At 38.7% G+C, this 21624-nt stretch carries 25 protein-coding genes and 1 riboswitch; of the genes, 18 read left to right on the top strand and 7 right to left on the bottom strand.

Annotation, left to right across the window (positions count from 1 at the left end; all coding sequences use genetic code 11):
* The first annotated feature begins 138 nt into the window (after positions 1-138).
* From comGA to A6754_RS08410, 7 genes are all read left to right on the top strand, one after another.
* Positions 139-1209 carry a competence type IV pilus ATPase ComGA gene (comGA, locus tag A6754_RS08375; RefSeq protein WP_066443673.1) on the top strand — a complete coding sequence of 357 codons (1071 nt, stop codon included), beginning with the start codon at positions 139-141 and terminating at the stop codon, positions 1207-1209.
* On the top strand, positions 1193-2227 hold the full coding sequence (gene comGB / locus A6754_RS08380) for a competence type IV pilus assembly protein ComGB (RefSeq protein WP_306806921.1): 1035 nt from the start codon (positions 1193-1195) through the stop codon (positions 2225-2227). Before comGA ends, comGB begins: the two co-directional genes overlap by 17 nt.
* Positions 2227-2544, top strand: a complete 318-nt coding sequence (gene comGC / locus A6754_RS08385; protein ID WP_066443675.1) for a competence type IV pilus major pilin ComGC — start codon at positions 2227-2229, stop codon at positions 2542-2544. Before comGB ends, comGC begins: the two co-directional genes overlap by 1 nt.
* Positions 2541-2981, top strand: a complete 441-nt coding sequence (gene comGD, locus A6754_RS08390) for a competence type IV pilus minor pilin ComGD (RefSeq protein WP_066443677.1) — start codon at positions 2541-2543, stop codon at positions 2979-2981. The genes comGC and comGD overlap by 4 nt, the downstream gene beginning before the upstream one ends.
* Before the next feature lie 251 nt (positions 2982-3232).
* Positions 3233-3706 carry a competence type IV pilus minor pilin ComGF gene (gene comGF / locus A6754_RS08400; RefSeq protein WP_082851648.1) on the top strand — a complete coding sequence of 158 codons (474 nt, stop codon included), beginning with the start codon at positions 3233-3235 and terminating at the stop codon, positions 3704-3706.
* Positions 3703-4083, top strand: a complete 381-nt coding sequence (comGG, locus tag A6754_RS08405) for a competence type IV pilus minor pilin ComGG (protein WP_066443683.1) — start codon at positions 3703-3705, stop codon at positions 4081-4083. The genes comGF and comGG overlap by 4 nt, the downstream gene beginning before the upstream one ends.
* A gap of 113 nt (positions 4084-4196) precedes the next feature.
* A complete protein-coding gene (locus A6754_RS08410) occupies positions 4197-4382 on the top strand; it encodes a YqzE family protein (protein WP_066443687.1) in 186 nt (61 codons plus the stop codon).
* Between the two features lie 60 nt (positions 4383-4442).
* On the opposite strand, the gene A6754_RS08415 is transcribed toward A6754_RS08410, so the two are convergent.
* Both A6754_RS08415 and A6754_RS08420 read right to left on the bottom strand, forming a co-directional pair.
* Positions 4443-5240, bottom strand: a complete 798-nt coding sequence (locus tag A6754_RS08415) for a YqhG family protein (protein WP_066443694.1) — start codon at positions 5238-5240, stop codon at positions 4443-4445.
* Complete coding sequence (locus A6754_RS08420; protein ID WP_066443697.1) at positions 5227-6903, bottom strand: DEAD/DEAH box helicase; 1677 nt, start codon at positions 6901-6903, stop codon at positions 5227-5229. Before A6754_RS08420 ends, A6754_RS08415 begins: the two co-directional genes overlap by 14 nt.
* A 417-nt stretch (positions 6904-7320) precedes the next feature.
* Positions 7321-7413, top strand: a riboswitch (glycine riboswitch).
* 184 nt (positions 7414-7597) lie between these two features.
* Here A6754_RS08420 and gcvT point away from each other — a divergent pair.
* Genes gcvT through gcvPB form a run of 3 tightly spaced genes read left to right on the top strand, consistent with a single transcriptional unit; the run spans position 7598 to position 11516 of the window.
* On the top strand, positions 7598-8701 hold the full coding sequence (gcvT, locus tag A6754_RS08425; RefSeq protein ID WP_066443699.1) for a glycine cleavage system aminomethyltransferase GcvT: 1104 nt from the start codon (positions 7598-7600) through the stop codon (positions 8699-8701).
* Positions 8702-8716: 15 nt separating this feature from the next.
* Positions 8717-10063, top strand: a complete 1347-nt coding sequence (gcvPA, locus tag A6754_RS08430) for an aminomethyl-transferring glycine dehydrogenase subunit GcvPA (protein WP_066443705.1) — start codon at positions 8717-8719, stop codon at positions 10061-10063.
* A complete protein-coding gene (gene gcvPB / locus A6754_RS08435) occupies positions 10056-11516 on the top strand; it encodes an aminomethyl-transferring glycine dehydrogenase subunit GcvPB (protein WP_066443708.1) in 1461 nt (486 codons plus the stop codon). The genes gcvPA and gcvPB overlap by 8 nt, the downstream gene beginning before the upstream one ends.
* Before the next feature lie 53 nt (positions 11517-11569).
* Here gcvPB and A6754_RS08440 read toward each other — a convergent pair whose 3' ends face one another.
* Complete coding sequence (locus tag A6754_RS08440) at positions 11570-12007, bottom strand: cell wall hydrolase (protein ID WP_066443711.1); 438 nt, start codon at positions 12005-12007, stop codon at positions 11570-11572.
* 190 nt (positions 12008-12197) lie between these two features.
* Positions 12198-13307 (bottom strand): acyltransferase, encoded by a 1110-nt coding sequence (locus tag A6754_RS08445; protein WP_180320205.1) that lies wholly within the window; start codon positions 13305-13307, stop codon positions 12198-12200.
* Between the two features lie 309 nt (positions 13308-13616).
* On the opposite strand from A6754_RS08445, the gene A6754_RS08450 reads away from it, so the two are divergent.
* Positions 13617-14222, top strand: a complete 606-nt coding sequence (locus A6754_RS08450) for a YdcF family protein (protein WP_066443716.1) — start codon at positions 13617-13619, stop codon at positions 14220-14222.
* A 153-nt stretch (positions 14223-14375) separates the two neighbouring features.
* On the top strand, positions 14376-14564 hold the full coding sequence (locus A6754_RS08455) for a hypothetical protein (protein ID WP_066443719.1): 189 nt from the start codon (positions 14376-14378) through the stop codon (positions 14562-14564).
* Here A6754_RS08455 and A6754_RS08460 read toward each other — a convergent pair.
* Both A6754_RS08460 and A6754_RS08465 read right to left on the bottom strand, forming a co-directional pair.
* Entirely contained in the window at positions 14561-15337 is a 777-nt protein-coding gene (locus A6754_RS08460) for a serine/threonine protein kinase (protein ID WP_306806922.1), read from the bottom strand. The genes A6754_RS08455 and A6754_RS08460 overlap by 4 nt on opposite strands.
* A 193-nt stretch (positions 15338-15530) precedes the next feature.
* Entirely contained in the window at positions 15531-15911 is a 381-nt protein-coding gene (locus tag A6754_RS08465; RefSeq protein ID WP_066443721.1) for a rhodanese-like domain-containing protein, read from the bottom strand.
* 180 nt (positions 15912-16091) lie between these two features.
* Between A6754_RS08465 and lipM the strand changes: the two genes are divergently transcribed.
* Both lipM and A6754_RS08475 read left to right on the top strand, forming a co-directional pair.
* Entirely contained in the window at positions 16092-16928 is an 837-nt protein-coding gene (lipM, locus tag A6754_RS08470; RefSeq protein ID WP_066443723.1) for an octanoyltransferase LipM, read from the top strand.
* A gap of 195 nt (positions 16929-17123) precedes the next feature.
* Positions 17124-18008, top strand: coding sequence for a patatin-like phospholipase family protein (locus tag A6754_RS08475; RefSeq protein ID WP_066443733.1), 885 nt, complete (start codon positions 17124-17126; stop codon positions 18006-18008).
* Between the two features lie 19 nt (positions 18009-18027).
* Here the strand turns inward: A6754_RS08475 and A6754_RS08480 are convergent, their stop codons facing one another.
* Positions 18028-18414 carry an SA1362 family protein gene (locus A6754_RS08480; RefSeq protein ID WP_257297431.1) on the bottom strand — a complete coding sequence of 129 codons (387 nt, stop codon included), beginning with the start codon at positions 18412-18414 and terminating at the stop codon, positions 18028-18030.
* A gap of 308 nt (positions 18415-18722) precedes the next feature.
* On the opposite strand from A6754_RS08480, the gene A6754_RS08485 reads away from it, so the two are divergent.
* The 4 genes from A6754_RS08485 (at position 18723) to efp (ending at position 21594) form a co-directional block, all read left to right on the top strand.
* Entirely contained in the window at positions 18723-19247 is a 525-nt protein-coding gene (locus A6754_RS08485) for a YqhR family membrane protein (protein WP_082851650.1), read from the top strand.
* A 260-nt stretch (positions 19248-19507) separates the two neighbouring features.
* Positions 19508-19939 carry a type II 3-dehydroquinate dehydratase gene (aroQ, locus tag A6754_RS08490; protein WP_066443738.1) on the top strand — a complete coding sequence of 144 codons (432 nt, stop codon included), beginning with the start codon at positions 19508-19510 and terminating at the stop codon, positions 19937-19939.
* 13 nt (positions 19940-19952) lie between these two features.
* On the top strand, positions 19953-21014 hold the full coding sequence (locus A6754_RS08495; protein ID WP_066443743.1) for a M24 family metallopeptidase: 1062 nt from the start codon (positions 19953-19955) through the stop codon (positions 21012-21014).
* A 22-nt stretch (positions 21015-21036) separates the two neighbouring features.
* The gene (gene efp, locus A6754_RS08500) at positions 21037-21594 is read left to right on the top strand and encodes an elongation factor P (protein ID WP_066443744.1); all 558 of its coding nucleotides are present in this window, start codon (positions 21037-21039) and stop codon (positions 21592-21594) included.
* Positions 21595-21624: the final 30 nt, after the last annotated feature.

Here is a 21624-nt window from a genome sequence, read left to right on the forward strand (position 1 = left end):
TCACCATAAGTTTAGAAAATGTTCACATCTTCACGTTTTTTGAAGAATGTTGAAAAAAATTCAAGAAAAAAGAAGGGAAAGGCAGGAAATTGTCGAAATTTAATATCATCCTAAATAAGAAGGTGGTGTACAACAGCGGTGAGCAATATTGAAAGGCTCGCAGAAAGTATTATCCGTGATGCTGTCCAAAAACAGGCGACAGATATTCATATTCTTCCCCGCAAAAACGATACATTGATTCAGTTTCGCTTAGCCAGCAAACTTGTCCCCAGAATTCAATTGCCAAGAGAGGATTGCGACCGTCTCATCTCTCACTTTAAATTCACTGCATCCATGGATATCGGTGAAAAGAGACGTCCGCAAAATGGAGCCAGCTCTTACACGATGAATGGTTATCAGATTGGCTTGCGCTTTTCCACTCTACCTTCCCGGTTTTCAGAAAGTCTTGTTATCCGCATCCTTCCCGCACATCAGAATATCCCTTACTATCACATTTCATTATTCCCTGAGACGACAAGAAAAATGCTGGCACTATTAAAACATGCTCATGGACTGATTATTTTAACAGGTCCTACAGGCAGCGGCAAAACAACAACCTTATACTCACTCCTCAACGAAACCTCACATATCTACAATCGAAATGTAATCACATTAGAAGACCCAATTGAAAAAGAAAATGATCAGGTTATGCAGGTGCAGGTAAATGAAAAAGCAGGAGTTTCTTATGCCACCGGTTTAAAGGCCATTTTGCGCCATGATCCGGATATTATTATGGTTGGAGAAATTAGGGATGCTGAAACTGCTCAAATAGCGGTGCGTGCTTCGTTGACAGGACATTTAGTATTAACAACGATGCACACAAGAGATGCACAGGGAGCGATTGTAAGACTGCAGGAGTTTGGTGTGAGTTTACTGGAAATTCAGCAAACACTGATTGCTGTTACAGCTCAGCGGCTAATGGAGCTGACTTGCCCTTATTGCGGGGGAGAGTGTTCTCCTTATTGCTTGAGTTATGGACAGTTAAAACGTGCTACTATTTTTGAACTTTTAACAGGGAAAGCGCTGCATAGTGTCATCAATCATTTGAATGATGGAGGAACATTAGTTGAATATCGGACATTGAAGGATTATATCCGCAAAGGAATTGCCCTTGGATATGTAAAGGGATCGGAATATGAACGGTGGGTGATGGATGATGCAAAAGAATAAATGGAGCCTTCAGGAGCAGGGGCTGCTATTAAAATGGATTGGTGACCTTCTGAAAAGAGGTTATCCATTATCCGAGGCGATTGAGTCAGTCATTCTGCACCTGCCGCATCACAAAAGGCCGGCAATGGAGCTATGCTTATCAGAATTGCGTGAAGGCTATTCCTTATATAATGCCTTCTCAAAACTAAAATTTAATGAAGATGTCATTGGGTATGTTTATTTTGCAGAGCAGCATGGCGGATTGGCAGATGCATTTAAAGATGGAAGTGAGATGATTTTAAAGCGGGATGAAAATTGGCAAAAACTTAAGAAGCTGCTAATGTATCCCATTTTTTTGATATTGGTTACGATTGTACTGTTTTTGTTTGTTATACAAATCCTGCTTCCTAAGTTTTCATCCTTGTTTCTATCATTGGATTTGGAGGCTAATTTCTTCACAAACATAGTGTATGGCTTCGGTAACTTATTTCCTATTATGTTGAGTGTGACCTTCCTTCTAGTCATTGTGCTCCTATGTTATTATTCCTTTCGCTTTAAACGTTTAACGTTTTTAAAGCAAAAGACAATGATCTCCTCCATTCCAGTCTTCGGGATATTTTTAAAACTATTCTATTCACATTATTTTTCGGTACAGCTTCATTATTTGCTGCAGGCAGGATTGTCTGTATTTGAGGCTCTGCAGCTATTCGAAAAGAATGAAAAGCAGCCACTTTATCAGGAACTGGGTTGTGAATTGCAGAGCGGCTTATTAAGAGGGGAAGCGCTTGAAATGTTAATTCAAAAGTATTTTATTTTTGACTTTGAGCTTTCCCGAATCATTGCACATGGACAGAAAAACGGAAAGCTGGCAGAGGAGCTTGCTTTTTTTGGCGAGCATTGTATGGAGAGATTGGAAGAAAAGGTGGAAAAGACGATTAAAACGATACAGCCGATCATTTATTCTTTTATTGGCTTTCTGCTTGTTTCTATGTATTTGGCGGTTTTATTACCTATGTTTCATTTAATGGAGGGATTTTAATGTTAAAAAATCAGCGTGGTTTTACTCTGATTGAAATGATGATTGTTCTGCTGGTGATATCTGTATTATTAATTATCACAGTACCAAATGTAACACAGCATAATTCAAAAATTAATTCTAAAGGCTGTGATGCTTTTGTTCAGATGGTGCAGGCTCAAGTCCAAGCATACGAAATGGATGAAAAGGAATTGCCGGCAACGATTCAAGAGCTTGCTGATAAAGAATACTTAAATGAAAATCAGCTAAAGTGCCAAAATGGTGATGAAATAGTCATTTCCGCTGATGGAGTAGTATCATCTGAATCGCCCTCATCATGAAACTTCATACTGAGTCTGGTTTCACTTTAATAGAATCATTAATTGTATTCTCTATTGTATTAATCATCTTAACAGCTTCAGTTGTAAAAATCAGTCCAATGACAAACACACTTTTAGAGAAGCAGTTCTTTTCTCAACTAAAATCTGATCTCCTCTTCGCTCAAAGCTACGCTATTTCTCACCAAAAGCAAATCCGCGTGTTTATTCAGCCTGAAAACCATATGTATTACGTAATAGAAAACAGTGAAGAAATTCTATTTAGCAGACAGTATTCCAAAGATATTTCCATTCAAGAAGGGAGCATGGACTTGTATTTTTCCTTTTTGTCAGATGGGAATGTCAATCAATTTGGCCAGTTTTATATTTTCTTCAACGAAAAGAGCTTTAAGATGACCTTTTTAATCGGGAGAGGACGATTTTATGTTGCGGAAATGTGATGGCTTTATTCTAACAGATTTATTTTTGTCCCTCTCAGCTCTTTTTCTTATTGGTGCGTTATTGATGCCGTTATTAACAAAAATTTATGAGTCACAGCAAAATGTTCAAAGCCATCATATAGCGGTCAAGCTATTGTATGAAAGCTTGATGGAAAGTGAGGCTGCAATGATGTCTCCCCGTTCGGAAACCTTTTTGAAAGATGGTGTGGTATACAGCCTAATTTTAAATAAGGGGGAGGTGTGTGTGTCCTATGAAAGGAACGGAGAAGCTGCTGGGCAAGTATGTGAATCAATCCATCAATGAAAAAGGATTTACAATGGTTGATGCTCTATACGGTTTTACTATTTTTCTGCTTATTATGAGCTTAATTCCCCTAACCATGAATCATATTATTCAAAGTTCCGAGACAGATAAGATCATTGCCAAAATGGAGTGGAATATCTTTGTTCAGCAGCTGAAAAAAGAAGTGCGCTTATCAGAAGGAATTGAGATTGCAAACGGAAAATTGATTGTAAGAAAGAATCAGCAGCAAATCAGCTATGAAAAATACGGAAGTAATATTAGAAGGCGGGTTAATGGAACTGGACACGAAATTGTACTGCAAAATGTGGGAGATGTAATATACGAAGAACAGAGAAAAAGTATGGAAATTAGAATGATAGATACAAGGGATGAAACACATACCACTTTAATAACACCTTTTATTAATGGAGCATCCCAATGATCAGAGAAGAGAACGGGTTTACGTATCCTCTTACGTTAGCATTATTGCTGTTAGTGTCGTTTCTGCTTACTCTGCATTTGGAGTTATATTTAAATGAAAAACGGATCATTGTTGAAGAAAATGCACTTTTGCAGCAGGAATATTATTATTTTCGTACTTTCCATCATGTGGAGGAATTATTGCAGACGAAGAATCACAACATGAATGGTGTTCTTGCTTTTAATCATGGACGAGTTGCCTATCATACAGAACAGATGAACAATAATCAGCTCAGAATAATATATGAACTGAATTTGGAGGATGAATATCAGCTTACAGCTTATAGCTATTATGATCAGGATACAAAGCAGATGACAAGATGGATTGAGCGAAATTAGCCACTATTTCCCGGGAAAGATGGTTTAGCTGTTTAGAAAAATTAGACTTGGACATACTTGTTACTATATGGGGAACAATTTGCACTATTTATTTCTGCAAAGCAGGTGACAAAATGAAGTCCAATGACTATGTGAAGTTTATGACAGAAACCTTCGTTAAATATATGGATCAGCCAAAAGATGAACGAAAGAAAAATCGCCAGCAGAAGAAGGTTGAAAAAGAACCCTTTTTATTTCGCTGGTTTGGTGTCATTCCGTATGTGTTTTATTATGGATTGAAAACGAAACGGAAAAATTAGTATTAAAAATAGAATTTCATATAAAAGCAAGAATGCCATAAACAGCATTCTTGCTTTTTCTTATGATACTGCATGATCTGTTAAATAAAACAATCCTCCATTGACCATTGATATCGAAATCTTTGGTTCATATTGCTCCTGCAGTGCCTTTTTTTCAATTTCATAGCTGTCAGCTTTTTCTTCCTCATCCTCATAAAAATGCTCGAGCAGATCAAGGTCCTTGTTCCACCGTTCTCTCGCTTCATCTGCCCATGTATGGTCTTCTTGAAGAATACTGTTCTGTAAGAAACCCGCTACTCTTGTCATCCCGCTTTTTGGCATAATAATGGGCGAAAGAGTGAAAGAATAGTCAGGGATTTTAGGTGTTAAGTTCATTGTTAGCAGCCTATCATGAAAGTTTTCAATCATTTGGCCATTAATAAGCTGCAGTCCAATGGATTTGAAGATATCTTTTTTACGGTCACATTGATACGAAATACGAACGTTCATCCCAAGCCATGGACGCAGCGGTATTTGGGTCCCATTTTGATGATGATGGTTTTCATATAGGCGGATATAGCCAGCTAAGCTTCTGGCTGATTGGAAAATTTGATGCAAGCGAGGCGAGCCAAAATGGATAACCTCGCCTTGCATATTTTTAGGTGCCAGCATTTTATTTGTGATTAATGTTAGCTGCATAGGATTTGGTATTCCGCCTGTTTTCTCAAGATAATGCCAATAAAACGGCCTGTTCATTAATTCTTTATCAAGCTCAATCGTCAGTTGTACTCGTAAAAAACCAGGACCCTGCTCAATAATGTCGCATTCATTGGCCTGAAAGTACTTAACGAGGAAACGATGTATTTCATGTTGCTGCATGTATATTCCCTTCCTTCATATCTTCTGCGAATTGAATCATGCTTGTGAGATTATCCATTTTAATCTTCATCTCGCCTTCAGAAGAAGATTTTCCAAAGATATCAAGCAAATGATCTTCAATATTACCAAACTCAAGTTTCGTCAGGATATCGTCCAGTTCACCAACCACCTTCTCAAATAGGTGTATCTTTTCGTGAAGAAGCTTTAGAATATGTTCCTCAACCGTATCTTTAATGGCAAAGTTATAGATCATAACATCTTTTTCCTGACCAAGGCGATGAACACGGCCGATCCGCTGCTCAAGACGCATTGGATTCCACGGAAGATCAAAGTTGATCATATGATTACAGAATTGAAGGTTAATTCCTTCTCCGCCGGCTTCGGTCGCAATAAGAACTTGCGCATGTTTTTGAAAAAGCTCTCTCATCCAGTCTTTTTTGCCTCGTTTAAAGCCGCCTCTAAAGGGTACAGATGTAATTCCATGCTGCTTGAGATACCATTGCAGGTAAAGCTGTGTTGAGCGATATTCGGTAAAAATAATGACTTTGTCGTCAATTTTTTGAATTAATTCAAGTGCTTTTTCTGCTTTCGAATTTTTATCAACCGCTTCCACCATGGAAACCAGTCTTTGTATGCTGCCTTGAAACTGAGCAGATGGATTTTCTTGTTTGGTCAGCATGTTTCTGAGGGTGTAGTAGACTGCTTCTCTGCTGCTGCATGCCTCACGCTGCAACGTCATGATAGAGAACTGGCTGGATGACATTGTTTCATCTGAGCGAATAGCGGACACAGCATCATATAGGGCTCTTTCTTTTTCCGAAAACTCTATGGGTATTGTTTCCACATGCCTTTTTGTCCATTCAATGCCTGTATCTGCTCTGCGGTTTCGGATCATGACTTTATTGACGAGTTCCTTCAAATGATCATGGTCGTCCAGCGAACGTGTGTCCTTCTTATACTTCTCATAAAACGCGGCTTCATTGCCTAAATGTCCTGGTTTCAAGAGTGAAACAAGATTAAAAATCTCGCTGATTCTATTTTGAATAGGTGTTGCTGTCAGCAGTAAACAAAATTTCTTCTTTAAGCCCTGTACAAATTCATAGTTCTTTGTTTTATTGTTTTTCAGTTTATGAGCTTCATCGATAATAATGAGATCATAATCAAGATTATTAATAATATCCCGGTGGGGGTTTCGTTTAGCTGTATCAATCGAGGAAACAACGACATCACATTGCTCCCAAACATAGCTTTTTTTCTGGGCAATGGCAGGAATGAAAAATTTACTGTTCAACTCGATTGCCCATTGAGATACAAGGGAAGCTGGGACTAGGATCAATACTTTTTTCACAAGCCCGCGAATCATATATTCTTTTAGTATTAAACCTGCTTCAATCGTTTTGCCTAAACCGACCTCATCAGCAAGAATTGCTTTGCCATTCATATTTTCTACAACCTGCTTGGCGACTTCCAGCTGATGGGGAAGTGGCGTTAAATTCGGAAGATGCTCAGGTGCCTGCAAGCCCTCAAATTCCGGAATGGTTGTATGATTTTCTACCTCAATTGCTAGTTTGTAAAGTTCCCAATTCCCCCAGGGTCCATCCGAATCAATTCTCTTAAAAAATTCTTCTTGCCAAGATGTATCAAACTCAATTTGCACAGACATAAAAATTATTCTCTCCTTTCAGATGAAGCAAAGATGAAGAACATAGATATATGAGAGTTTATTCGCGAATATTTATTTGTTTTATCATTTAAATGTTCGTGTTTTACTATTAATATTTGTTATGATATCTATAAATATGAATAAATTTAAGAGATTACGGATGATTTTCTTAATTTCTCCTGATAAAATTGTTGCTCAATTTACATGGAGGTGTTAGGATGTAAATAGCTTTGAAAGTTTTGAAATTTGTCACATTATGAAAAATGGCTGACATCTTTTTTTATGAAATCATGATTGATTCCATCAACTTTAAAGTGACCAGTATGAAATTTAGAATGCTAATGCAAGCGTTATTTCATACGAGACATTTTTGCTTATCTATCAGTATGACCATCTTGGAAAATTTTTATAATGCGAATGACAGCAAGGGGAGAGACTGCTATTTAAGCAGCGCCGAAGGAGCAAGCATCCACATGTGAATCTCTCAGGCAAAAGAACTCTTGCTTGACGCATCTCTGGAGAGAGTCCATAAAAGGGCCACCCAAGAGGACAGCCATACATATGGTTAAACTTTCAGGTGAAAGGACAGAGGTCTTCTCAAATTATATGAGGGGATTTTCTGTCCTTTTTTGATGAATTTAGCTGTTCCTGAATTTTCTGAGTTTTCACTTTCAAATTAGAGGAGGACAAGTAAATGTCACAATTAAAGCGCACACCTTTGTTTGATGTATATAAGGAATATGGTGCGAAAACAATTGATTTTGGAGGCTGGGATCTTCCTGTCCAGTTTTCCAGCATTAAAGAAGAGCATGAAGCAGTAAGAACAAAAGCTGGACTATTCGATGTATCCCATATGGGAGAAATTGAAGTGAAAGGACCAGACAGCCTAAGCTATCTTCAAAAAATGATGACAAATGATGTTTCGCGTCTAAAAACGGATGGTGCCTTATATACAGCCATGTGCTATGAAAACGGCGGAACAGTTGACGATTTACTTGTTTATAAATTAAAAGAGGAACACTATTTGCTGGTAGTTAATGCAGCAAATATTGATAAAGATTACGATTGGCTGAAACAGCATGAAGAAGGAAATGTAGAGGTTATTAACTTATCAGAGCAATACGCACAGCTGGCACTGCAGGGACCGCTTGCAGAAACAGTCCTGCAAAAGCTGACAAGCGATGATTTATCCGCGATCGGATTTTTTAAATTTCAGGAAAATGTCGATGTAAATGGTAAACAAGCGCTTGTTTCACGCACAGGCTACACAGGTGAAGATGGATTTGAAATATATTGCAAAACAGAAGATGCAGCTGCTATGTGGAAAGATATTTTAGAGGCTGGTAAAGAAGATGGTGTTTTGCCATGCGGACTAGGCTGCCGGGATACTTTGCGTTTTGAAGCCAATCTTGCACTTTACGGGCAAGAGCTTTCCGCAGATATTTCACCGCTTGAGGCAGGCATCGGCTTTGCTGTTAAACTAAATAAAGAAGCTGACTTTATTGGAAAAGCAGCTCTAGAGAGTCAAAAAGAAAACGGCATCCCGCGCAAGCTTGTTGGAATTGAAATGATTGAGCGGGGAATTCCCCGCCATGGCTACCCTGTTTACAAAGGCGATGAAAAAATCGGCGAAGTAACAACGGGTACACAATCACCAACATTAAAGAAAAATATCGGCTTAGCCTTATTAAAGACAGAACATGCTGTTGTAAATGAAGAAGTAGAAGTGGAAATTCGCGGAAAGCGTGTAAAAGCACAGGTTGCCGCTACACCTTTTTATAAAAGAGAGAAGAAATAATAGGGGGCCAAACACATGAAACATCGCTACTTACCGATGACAGAGTCAGATAAAAATGCCATGCTCGAAGCAATCGGCGTTCAATCAGTAGATGAGTTATTCAGTGATATACCAGAAAGAGTTCGTTTTAAAGGTGAATACAATATTAAACCTGCAAAACCGGAAACAGCCTTAATGAAGGAACTGACATTACTGGCACAAAAAAACGCTGATCTTAAAACACATTCAAGTTTCCTTGGTGCAGGAGTTTACGATCACTATATGCCTGTCATCGTTGACCATGTATTGTCCAGGTCCGAGTTTTACACAGCTTACACACCTTATCAGCCTGAAATTTCACAAGGTGAACTGCAGGCGATCTTTGAATTTCAAACGATGATTTGTGAGTTAACAGGTATGGATGTAGCGAACTCTTCTATGTATGACGGCGGAACAGCTTTAGCAGAGGCTGCCATGCTTTCAACAGGGCAAACTCGCCGCAAAAAGGTGCTCGTTTCAAGTGCTGTGCATCCAGATTCCAAGGAAGTTGTTAAATCATATGCAAAAGGCCAGTATGTTGAAGTAATTGAAATTCCTCATAAAGATGGTGTGACAGATCTTGAAGCATTAAGCAATATGATGAATGATGAAATTGCAGCTGTTGTCGTGCAGTATCCGAACTTCTTTGGCCGGATTGAGCCGATGCAGGAGCTTGAGCAGATCGTTCATGAACACAAAGCAATGTTTGTTGTATCCAGCAACCCTCTTGCGCTTGGTGCACTAAAGCCGCCTGGTGCCTTTGGAGCAGATATTGTAGCAGGAGATGCACAAGTATTTGGCATTCCTACTGCATTCGGGGGACCACACTGCGGATATTTTGCAGTCAGCAGCAAATTAATGCGTAAAGTACCTGGTCGTTTAGTTGGGCAGACAGTGGATGAGGAAGGCCGCCGCGGCTTTGTTTTAACATTGCAGGCACGTGAGCAGCATATCCGCCGCGATAAAGCTACATCTAATATTTGCTCTAATCAGGCATTAAATGCACTGGCAGCTTCAGTAGCCATGACTGCACTTGGGAAAAAGGGCGTTAAAGAGATGGCTGCCGCGAACATGCAAAAGGCCTTTTACGCAAGAAATCAATTCAAAAAAGCTGGATTTGAGATTGCATTCGAAGGACCTTCTTTTAATGAATTTGTGGTAAAGCTAAATAAACCTGTTAAAGAAGCGAATGTTGAGCTATTGAAAAAAGGAATAATCGGCGGATATGATCTGCACCGAGATTATTCAGAGCTGGCTAATCATATGCTGGTTGCAGTGACAGAATTAAGAACAAAAGATGAAATCGATACTTTTGTACAAGAATTGGGGGATTATCATGCATAAGGAAGATCAGCCGCTTATTTTTGAACTAACAAAGCCAGGACGTATTGGCTACAGCTTGCCGGAAATGGATATACCTGAGGTTGATATGAGCGAAATGCTGCCGGAAGAATACGTGCGCGTGGAAGAAGCCGATCTTCCGGAAGTTTCGGAGCTTGATATCATGCGCCACTATACGGCCTTATCAAAGCGGAATCATGGTGTAGATTCAGGCTTTTATCCTCTAGGTTCTTGCACAATGAAATACAATCCGAAAATCAATGAAAATGTTGCGCGCTTTAATGGCTTTGCACATGTTCATCCGCTCCAGGATGAAAGCTCTGTTCAAGGTGCAATGGAATTAATGTACGACCTGCAGGAGCACTTAAAGGAAATTACAGGGATGGATGAAGTAACACTTCAGCCTGCTGCCGGAGCACATGGCGAATGGACTGGCTTAATGATGATCCGTGCTTACCATGAAGCAAATGGCGATACAAACCGCACAAAAGTGATCGTGCCAGACTCAGCACACGGAACAAACCCTGCTTCTGCAACCGTTGCTGGCTTTGAGACAGTTACAGTTAAATCGAATGAACATGGATTAGTGGATTTGGAAGATTTAAAGCGTGTAGTGGGAGATGACACAGCGGCACTTATGCTGACGAATCCGAATACCCTTGGATTGTTTGAAGAAAATATTCTTGAAATGGCTGAAATCATTCATGGTGCCGGCGGGAAACTTTACTATGATGGAGCCAATTTAAATGCCGTTTTATCTAAAGCTCGTCCTGGAGATATGGGCTTCGATGTCGTTCACCTTAATCTTCATAAAACATTTACAGGCCCGCACGGCGGCGGCGGTCCAGGATCTGGCCCAGTTGGTGTTAAAGCAGATCTGATTCCTTATTTGCCAAAGCCTGTTCTTGTGAAAAAAGATGATGTATTTACATTTGATTATGACAGACCGGATTCTATTGGCCGTGTAAAACCTTACTATGGAAACTTTGGCATTAACGTACGTGCCTATACGTACATCCGCACAATGGGCCCAGATGGATTAAAGGCTGTTACGGAATATGCAGTATTAAATGCAAACTATATGATGAGAAGATTGTCTTCTGCTTATGATCTGCCATTTGACAGACATTGCAAGCATGAGTTCGTTTTAAGCGGAAAAAGACAGAAAAAGCTTGGAGTACGTACACTTGATATTGCCAAACGCCTGCTTGATTTTGGCTATCATCCGCCAACCATATACTTCCCGCTTAATGTCGAGGAGTGCATCATGATCGAACCGACAGAAACAGAATCAAAAGAAACGCTCGACAGTTTTATTGATGCAATGCTGCAAATTGTGCGAGAAGCAGAGGAGAATCCGGAAATTGTGCAGGAAGCTCCTCATACAACGGTTATTGGCCGCCTGGATGAAACTCTTGCAGCCAGAAAACCAGTATTGAAGTATGTAAAACAATAATAATAAAGAGGGATGCTGCATCATGCTGCATCCCTCTACTTCTTAATGAACAATTATCTATAAGCACTTTCGCATGTATTTGCCTGCGGCTCGTAATAACAATGCTGTTTATACTGCCCGGCAAATGGCTGGCCATACCATGTTGGAGGACATGGCGCATAAGGATTAAAATACCAAAGAGCATATTTTGAAGGATGCTGCCGCCAATTTTTCACTACTCTGCGTGCCAATTCTCTTTCAACCTCTCTTGCGGGGTTATAAAATAAATTGCCTTTTTGTACTGCTTCAAAAGAATAATTGCCGCCTTGAACTTGAAAAATGACATCCCTTATCGTTCTTACATCCCTAAAATCTAAACAATCAGCTGCAGCTCGATTGACAATAACATTTCCAACCATCAGCATTCCAAGCTGTCCTTCACCCTCAGCTTCTGCTCTCATCATTCTTGCAATTAAATCAATGTCTTTGCTGGTATACCTCACTCTTGTCACGGTGATCACCTCTAAAAATATTGTATGAAAAAACCGTTCATACATGTTAGCTTTTCGTAATTTTTCTTTGCAGAAATCCTTATGTAACAAGCTGTTTGTTGAATTTGAATATAAAAAAGCCCTGCAGAGGTTAGATTCAGCAGGGCTTTACAGGATAGAAGAGAACTGTATCAATTCTTACTAAAAACGATTAACTTACTGGTTCCTTCGTTTTAAATTTCCAAACTGGTTTTTGTTTTTGGGGCAGCTTTCCAAATAAGAAGTTTGCAAAAGGAACATATGAATGAACAAACAAGATGATTAAGTAACACAAAATAACGGTAATGGCATATTGTAATGGAATCATGATATGAAAAGATAGGCCCGTTCCCCTAGTTGGGAGAAAATTCATTACTTGATATAACACAAGTGGATGAAGCAGGTAAAAACCAAATGAATATGATGCTACATTTTTAAATCTTTTTGTCGTGGTCTCACTAAATGCTGTACTGAATCGTTCTGACATGTAAAAGAAAAAGAAGCTTCCTCCAACATAAAAACCCATAACAAGTAATTTATAGACACTATCAGGAATGGCAATCTGTTCAATGAACGAATTTTGGTAACGAATGTATATGACTGATATGCTACATGCTAAAAATAGAACCGCGAAGGTCCACATTTTCTTATTTGTCACTTTAGCCTTTATTTCGTCATAATGAAGACCAATCCAGCCCCCAAGTAAAAATGCACCCAACGAATTAACAAAACGGAAATTATCCCAGCCATAATTCATCCTCATCATAAAGAAAAAGAATTCGAGAATAATCCCAATGAGCCAAAGGTATTTTTTTAGCAGATGAGATCTTTTCACAATCATGATCATAAAGGGAAGCAGTAAATAAAATTGAACGACTAAATAAATAAAATGCAGTTGATACTTGCTGCCCCCGGTTAAAATATTCTCCCATATATTATTAATACTAAAAACCCTTGTGCCCAAATATATTTGCTCCATCTCGTAAATAAGGGACCAAATGATATATGGCACCAATATAAAGACGACACGTTTCTTCCCATACTTATAAAGTTCCTGTGGGGTAAATGATTTGTTTCTATAAATATAGAAAAAAACAATCCCAACCAGCATAATAAAAATTCCAACTTCAACACGAACAAAGTTATTCATAAAATGATAAAACTGATGCTGGATCGAATCTACTGTAAATAAGTGCCGATATTGAGCAGTAGTGTGAACAAATACCACAAAAAGCATAGCGAATACTCTTAGATAGTATACGGATAAAATCTCTTTCTTCATAACCATGCCCCTTTTTATATAGTTTGTTAGTTATAAGTAAGCATACCCATTAATTTAAAGTATTAGTATACTACTAGACTGATTTAACATGCTATTTTTTGTAAAAGGTAATATAATCCAAGCTATATTTGTTTGAATCTCAACCATAAAAGAGATATTTTACGCTGGTATTCAGAATAAAGCCATTAAGTGGATACATCTGCTGACAATCTGTAATGGCAGTGGAGACCTCAAGATCAAAAAAGGATTCCAGCTATGATTGTTGAAATTACTTAATATGTAAATTTTAAAGAAAAATAGAGGTGGCAAATGCTCATTTCCGAATTAGATGCTGAAAAGCTGACAGATTTTCAAATGTCCAAATTGTTATTTTCGGGTATTGAAGATGATCAGAAAAATGGAGATTGTATATTTGTAGCAGGCAGCAGCAAGGCAATTCAGTATCGTCTGCCAAAAGCTGTTGACTTATATCGTGCCGGCCGGGCGAATAAATTACTTTTTGCAGGAGGAGTAAAGTGGAATGGAAACAGTGATTCAGAAGCAGTAATGCTAAAAAAAGAAGCCATTAAATTAGGGATACCAGAAAAAGATATTTTAGTAGAAGACGTGTCCGTACATACATTAGAGAATGTTCTTGCCTCACTTCTTTTGTTAAATAGAGAATTTCATCTGTATAAAATGAAGCGGCTGCTGGTTGTCACAGCTTCTTGGCATATGAGACGGCTGCATCTAACGTTAAAAACGTATATGCCTAGCTGGATCGAATACACCCTGTGCTTTGCTGAAGATCAGAATACAAGGGAAGATAACTGGTTCCTTAGTGATATTGGCAGACAGCGTGTGAAGAGCGAATGTATAAAGATTATTCAATATGTAAAACAAGGGGCGTTGTTTGATCAGGAGATCGATATGTGAACTGTACTGATCAACACAAATGAAGAGTTGAGCTTGTATATCTACTTAAAACTTGCCTAAAATCATAAAGTGACTTTAGACTAACTATGTATACCGCTAATAAAATATGAAAAAAACACAAAGACTGCATTCAATCAGAAGAGGAGGGTACTTATGTTTAAAAAAATATTAAAGCAGATTACAAAGATGTCCCGTGACAGCAGTGATCGCAGACGCCATCATCGCCGCTCCAGCAGCAGTGACCGGAAATACTATGGCAGGGGAAGCAGCAGCCGTGGCTACAAACGCAATCCGCTGGGAGGAAGCAAATATTATAAACGGAAAGGCAGAAGCAGCAGTTAATCGGAAGGCGTCTGTGCTTCTAATGCTAATTGAAGATCGGCAGAGATTTCAGCAATGTTTCCGTATGGGTCCTGAATTTGCAAAAGTCTCTTCAACAAGAGAGTTGTTTCCGATTTTATTGAAAGTTCTTCTGTCCATGGAAGAGCTTTTTTATGTTTAGATGTGTAAGTGGTATAAAGTAAATATAATAGGATTTCTCCTAAATCATAATAATCCTGCAGTTTCATTTCCAGCATGTCATCGTGATTTTTGGGTGACTGTGCTAATCCTAAATCGATTAAATAATACTCCTCTTTGTTGTAGATGATATTGGGGATCCGTATATCTTGATGGTAAATGTTTTTATCATGAAGATAGTTTATGAAATGAAGCAGATGATTAAGAACCAGCAGGGATTCTTTTTCATTGAAGGTCATTTTTTTACTAAATATGAGATCCTCTAAATTATCTCCTTCAATTAAGTTCATAACGTAAAACAGAGAGCCATTACTTGCAAACGTATCATAAACCTTTGGGATATAAGGATGGTCGAGACGGCCTAAAATAGAAACCTCATTTTTAAATAGTTCTACTTCCTTTTTGTTCTGATATTTACTTGGACGCAGCTGTTTAACCACTTTTTTCTCGTGTGTTAATCGGTCATTGCATAAGTACACAAGTCCATAACTGCCTGCACCTATTATATTCAATATTTCATAGTGCTGGTTTAGCACGGTTCCTTTGTGAATTGGTTTATCGGTAAAAAATTGATGGATTTTTCGAATAAAACGCACAATAGTATCCCCTTTAGGATTGTTTTCGGTTTTTGTTCAGAAGAGGAAATTACAATATCACTGTTTTAAAAAATAAATGCAAAAGAGGCTCCTTCACAGAAAAGGCAGCCTCTTGCTGTTTTATACTTTCAAAAAATAAAATTCCTGACAAACAAAATTTCAAATATGAAGTATAAGTGCAATATGCACGAGTTTATTTTTTCTTAACCTTGCCGCTCCATTTTTTGAAACCGCCCTGCAGATGACTAAGGTTTTTGTAGCCTTTTCTGTTTAAAAGTTGAGCCGCTCTGCCGCTTCTCATGCCGCTTTGGCAATATAAATAAACAGGCTTGTCAGGACGCAGTTCCTGAAGTCTCGTTTTAAGCTGTGATAATGGGATGTTTCTTGCACCGAGAATATGTCCAGCTTCGTATTCGTTTGGCTCGCGGACATCAATCAGCTGTGCCTTGCGGTAGCCTTCCCGGAATTCTTCCTCTGTAAGTGTTTTAACGATTCTCTTCTGAATTAGCCAGTTAACGACAGAATAAACAACAATCGCACCAAGCATAATCAAAAGGAAATAAAGGATATCCAATGTGTCTTTCTCCTTTCACACATATGATAAGACAAGTATAATTATATAAGGCATCACTATATGAGTAAAGAAAAACAGATAAATTTTTATCTGAAACTCAATTGCTTTTTTTCTAAATGGAAGTTTGCTAAACTTTGGTTTGACAGCAAGTAAATAACAATTCGTAAAAGAGGGTTTAAAATGGCAAAGGAAGTATGGCGGTTTATCGATTCAGGAAATCATTCAGCAGCATTTAATATGGCGCTTGATGAAGCGCTTCTTGATTGGAACAGCGAAGGGAAAATCCCGCCGGTTATCCGTTTTTATGGCTGGGAACCAGCGACTTTATCGATTGGTTATTTTCAAAAAGTCGAGAAGGAAATAAATATGGACATGGTCAAACAGCATGGGCTTGGTTTTGTGCGTCGCCCAACTGGTGGCAGAGGTGTCTTGCACGAGCATGAACTTACATATAGTGTTATTGTTTCAGAGGAACATCCTGATATGCCAAAAACAGTTACAGAAGCTTACCGTGTTATTTCAGAAGGAATTTTAAAAGGATTCCACAATCTTGGGATGGATGCTTATTTTGCCGTTCCAAAAACAGAAGCAGACCGCGAATCATTAAAAAACCCCCGTTCTGCTGTATGTTTTGATGCACCAAGCTGGTATGAGCTAGTTGTAGAAGGACGTAAGGTAGCTGGAAGTGCACAAACGAGACAGAAAGGGGTCATCCTCCAGCATGGCTCGATTTTGCTTGACCTTGATGAAGATAAACTCTTTAGCTTATTTAAATATCCCAATGAGCGCGTAAAAGAAAGAATGCAAAAAGCATTCAAAAGCAAAGCAGTAGCAATCAATGAAATTGCTAAAGAGAACGTAACCATTGAAATGGCGAAAAAAGCATTCAAAGCAGGTTTTGAGGAAGGCCTGGATATTGAACTTGAGCCTTATGAGCTAACAGAAGAAGAATTGGCATACGTCCACAAAATTGCAAAAGAACGATATGAAAGCGATGAGTGGAACTTTAAAAGATAATATAGCAACCGAGAGAGGCTGGAGGATCATGTTCCAGCCTCTCTTTTTCTTTAGGATTTCCTCACTTAAGCCACTGAACCAATTTATATCTTTAATTTAAATATCACTCTAATGCTGATTAAATAAAATCGTACTATTTTCCATGACCTCTGCTTAAAGATGTAATAGGCGAGTTCTGCGCAGGGGGTGGCAAACATGTTTATTGATGGCGTGTTTTCAGGGGGAGGCATTAAAGGTTTTGCGTTAGTTGGTGCTTATGAGGTAGTGGAGAAGCGGGGCTTCCGTTTTAAAAGGGTAGCTGGAACAAGTGCCGGCTCAATCGTGGCGGCTTTAATTGCGGCTCAATATACAAGTGATGAAATCGCTGAATTAATGAAGGAACTGGATGTTAAGACATTTATGGATGATCGGAAGGCACTTATTCCGTTTGCGGTGACAAAGTGGATTTTTTTGTATTGGAGATTGGGGCTTTACAAAGGAGCAGAGCTTGAAAAGTGGATGGCAGAAAAGTTGGCAATCAGAGGAATTAAGACGTTCTCTGACTTGCCGCCACAGGCTCTTCGGGTGGTTGCGTCGGATTTAACGAACGGCAGACTTGTTGTTTTGCCAGATGATCTCCCGAATTATGGAATCGATCCAGGGTCATTTTCTGTTGCAAAAGCAATCCGAATGAGCTGCAGTCTTCCTTATTTTTTTGAACCTGTTAAATTGCATGCCCAGAATCAAACAAGTCTGATGGTAGATGGCGGTGTATTAAGCAATTTTCCAATGTGGCTTTTTGATAAAGAAAATGTTAAGAAAGTGCGGCCGGTACTTGGCGTTAAGTTAAGCCACAATTTAAATGAGCGTGATCCTAAGAAAATTAATAATGCTTTTAAGTTGTATGAAGCATTGTTTGAAACGATGAAGGATGCACATGATGCTCGTTATATCTCCAGGAAACATGCGCAAAATATTATTTTTATACCGACAGATGGCGTACTGGCAACGGAATTCGAATTGACAGAGGAAAGAAGAAATGATCTGCTTGAACTGGGTAGACAGTGTGCTCAGCAGTTTTTTTCAAAGTGGAGTTATTAAAACATAAAAACGGGCTTCTTTATAAAGATGCCCGATTTTTTCTTTTGCTTTTTTTTCCTTCTATAACAGTGAGCTGTACAGATGATTTTTTCTTTGGTTTTTTGATAGAGGTTAGGGAAGCAGTTTTTGTTTTGCGGCTTGCACTTGAAGTCGCGTCCTTTTTCATAAACCGTTTTTTGGATTTTCTGGCAGCTTGTTTAAACGCACGGTTTTCCTTATTGCCAGAGTTACTGGAGGTTAAACGCGTAATCAGAAAATAGACTATTGCGATGACAATCGCAGATATGGCGACTGTGCGCAAAACGCCAGCTGGATCAGAGAATACACTGACGGCAATTCCCAATACCCCCAATACAATGAGTGCTGCAACAACATAAAATGAAACTCGATTCTTCAAGAATGCCACCTCCTTAGGTACTTGCTATTCAAAAATTATTTTCATAACAATTTTTGGCACGATATACTTCTATATATTTTTTCCATAAAAGACATTTTTAAACGATAAAAATGAAGGTTGTATTCGTTATTATAATAAATTCTCTTTTTCTGCGTCAAAACCTTTAGAAGAAATAAAAATATGTTTAAGAAAAGAGGTTTAATGCTCGTTTCATGTCATCCGATCATCATGCACACCAAACACATGCCTTATTAAATTCTATTGAGCATGCAAAGGAATAATTGCAGCGGGGCATACTAGGTGTGGAGGTGTTTATTTTGGCTGATAAAGATAACAAAAAACTGGAGCAAAATCAAAAAGAAAAGCCGATGTCAATTTTAATGATGACGGTTTTAACTGGTCTGATAGGCGGGATACTCTGGAGTGGTGTAGGTTATATTGCACATGTTTTTAATTTTACAGAGATACCTGCAAATACAATATTAGAGCCATGGACAATTGGAGATTGGAAAGACGGCTGGCTGGGAATCGTCATCTCTATTTTAATGATGGGAGCGATCTCCATTGTAGCTGCTCTCATTTATTATGTTTTATTAAGAAGATTCTACAGTATCTGGATCGGAATGGGGTACGGAATTGTCTTATTTTTATTAGTATTTTTGGTGTTAAATCCAATTTTTCCAGGGATTCCTCCGTTCGGGGAGCTGGAAAGGAATACAATTATAACTTCAGGCTGTTTATACATTTTATATGGAGTGTTTGTTGGTTATTCAATTTCTTATGAAAATAGCGAGCTAAAGAAAATGGAACAAAAGGCAGAAGAAGCCGATGCGCGCGGTTAAAGGTCTTTGGAAGCAGAGAAAAACCTGTTCTGAAAATCGTTTCAGGACAGGTCAGATCAGATCTAAATGATAAGCACGTTTTAAATCTGGAGCTATTGCTGTGATTTTTCAGTTTCCGTCTAATGCCAACTGGTAGTCTTTCTAATAATTCATAGCTGTTTTGAACATTCTTTCGTGTCTCAAACTTTCTTTTTTATTCAATTGCCATAATTGTGATAAAATAAGAGTGTTGTATAAATTGTTTGGCAGAGGTGTGGGGAATGAAAAAAATTCTGTTGCTGAATGGACCGAATCTGAATATGCTCGGGAAAAGGGAACCTGGTATTTATGGTGCTGTCACTCTTTTGCAGATCGAAGAGCAAATGAAAGAAGCTGCAGCAAAGCATGGAGCCGAGCTTTCTGCTTTTCAGTCCAATCATGAGGGAGCTTTAATTGATAAGCTGCAGGAAGCAAACGCCTCTGAGTGTACAGGCATTATTTTTAACCCTGGTGCTTATACCCATTATAGCTATGCCCTTAGGGATGCTATTGCAGGAATACAAGTTCCTGTTATCGAAGTACATATATCAAATATCCATGCAAGAGAATCTTTTCGCCATACGTCCGTGCTTGCACCTGTAAGTAAGGGACAGATTGCTGGCTTAGGGATAAAAGGCTATGAGCTGGCGCTTCTTGCATTATTGGATTTATAAAGGAGAGAGAAACATGGGGAAAATTGAAAAATTGCGTTCAAAGTTTAGTGAATTAGGCATTGATGGGATGCTGATTACGAGTTCGTATAATCGCCGTTACATGTCAGGTTTTACTGGCAGTGCTGGTGTGGTTTTAATAAGTGAAGAAAAATCACTTTTTATCACTGATTTTCGTTATGTTGAACAAGCAGGCAAGCAATGCGAAGGCTATGAAATTGTTCAGCATACTGGCGTGATCCCTGCTGAAGTAGAGGAACAGGTGAAAAAGCTGGGCATAACAAAGCTTGGATTTGAACAGGACTATGTTTCATTTGCTAGTTTTAAAACGTATGAAAAAGCTGTTTCAGCCGAACTTGTACCGATTTCAGGTGTTATTGAAAAGTTGCGCTTGATTAAGGATGCATCTGAGATTAAGATATTAAAGGAAGCTGCGAAGATCGCGGATGATGCTTTTTCGCATATATTAAACTTCATTAAGCCAGGCAAAACGGAAATTGAGGTTTCGAATGAGCTGGAATTCTTTATGAGAAAAGCTGGTGCTACTTCTTCTTCTTTTGATATTATTGTTGCTTCAGGATACCGTTCAGCTTATCCGCACGGTGTGGCAAGTGATAAAGTCATTGAAACTGGTGATTTTGTCACAATGGATTTCGGTGCACTGTATAACGGCTATATTTCAGATATCACTCGTACCGTTGCTGTTGGACAGCCGTCAGATCAGCTTGCAGAAATCTATAACGTGGTTTTAGAAGCACAATTAAAAGGAATGAATGGAATTAAGCCAGGTCTTACTGGAAAACAAGCTGATGCCTTAACTCGTGATCATATTACTGAAAAAGGCTTTGGCGAATACTTTGGACATTCAACAGGTCATGGGATTGGTCTTGAAGTGCATGAAGGTCCTGGACTTTCCAGTAAATCAGAAGTAGTTCTAGAGCCAGGCATGGTTGTAACAGTAGAACCAGGAATTTACATTCCAGGTGTAGGCGGCGTTCGTATTGAAGATGATACGATTATTACAGCTGATCATAATGAATCGCTTACTCATTCTAAAAAAGATTTAATTATATTGTAATGAAAATTGGAGGATTTTTTGCATGATTTCAGTAAATGACTTTCGTACAGGATTGACAATTGAAGTAGATAACGGCATTTGGCGCGTACTGGATTTCCAGCATGTTAAGCCAGGGAAAGGTGCTGCTTTTGTTCGTTCAAAGCTTAGAAACCTGCGTACAGGTGCAATCCAGGAAAAAACATTCCGTGGTGGAGAAAAAGTAGCAAAAGCACAAATTGATAACCGTAAAATGCAATATTTATATGCAAACGGTGATCAGCATGTATTCATGGACAATGAATCATATGAGCAGCTCGAACTTCCTGCAACTTCAATTGAGTACGAATTGAAGTTTTTGAAAGAGAACATGGAAATTCATATTATGATGTTCCAAGGCGAATCTCTTGGAATTGAACTGCCAAATACAGTTGAACTTGTTGTAACTGAAACAGAGCCGGGCATCAAAGGGGATACTGCTTCAGGCGGTACAAAGCCAGCAATTATGGAGACTGGTTTAAGTGTTCAAGTGCCATTCTTCATTAACGAAGGCGACAAACTGATCATTAATACAACTGATAGTTCTTATGTATCTCGTGCATAATCAATAGCATCAGACAAAAATCCCGAGGGT

Origin of the sequence: Cytobacillus gottheilii, from assembly GCF_001636345.1 — a bacterium.
Lineage (GTDB): Bacteria > Bacillota > Bacilli > Bacillales > Cytobacillaceae > Cytobacillus > Cytobacillus gottheilii.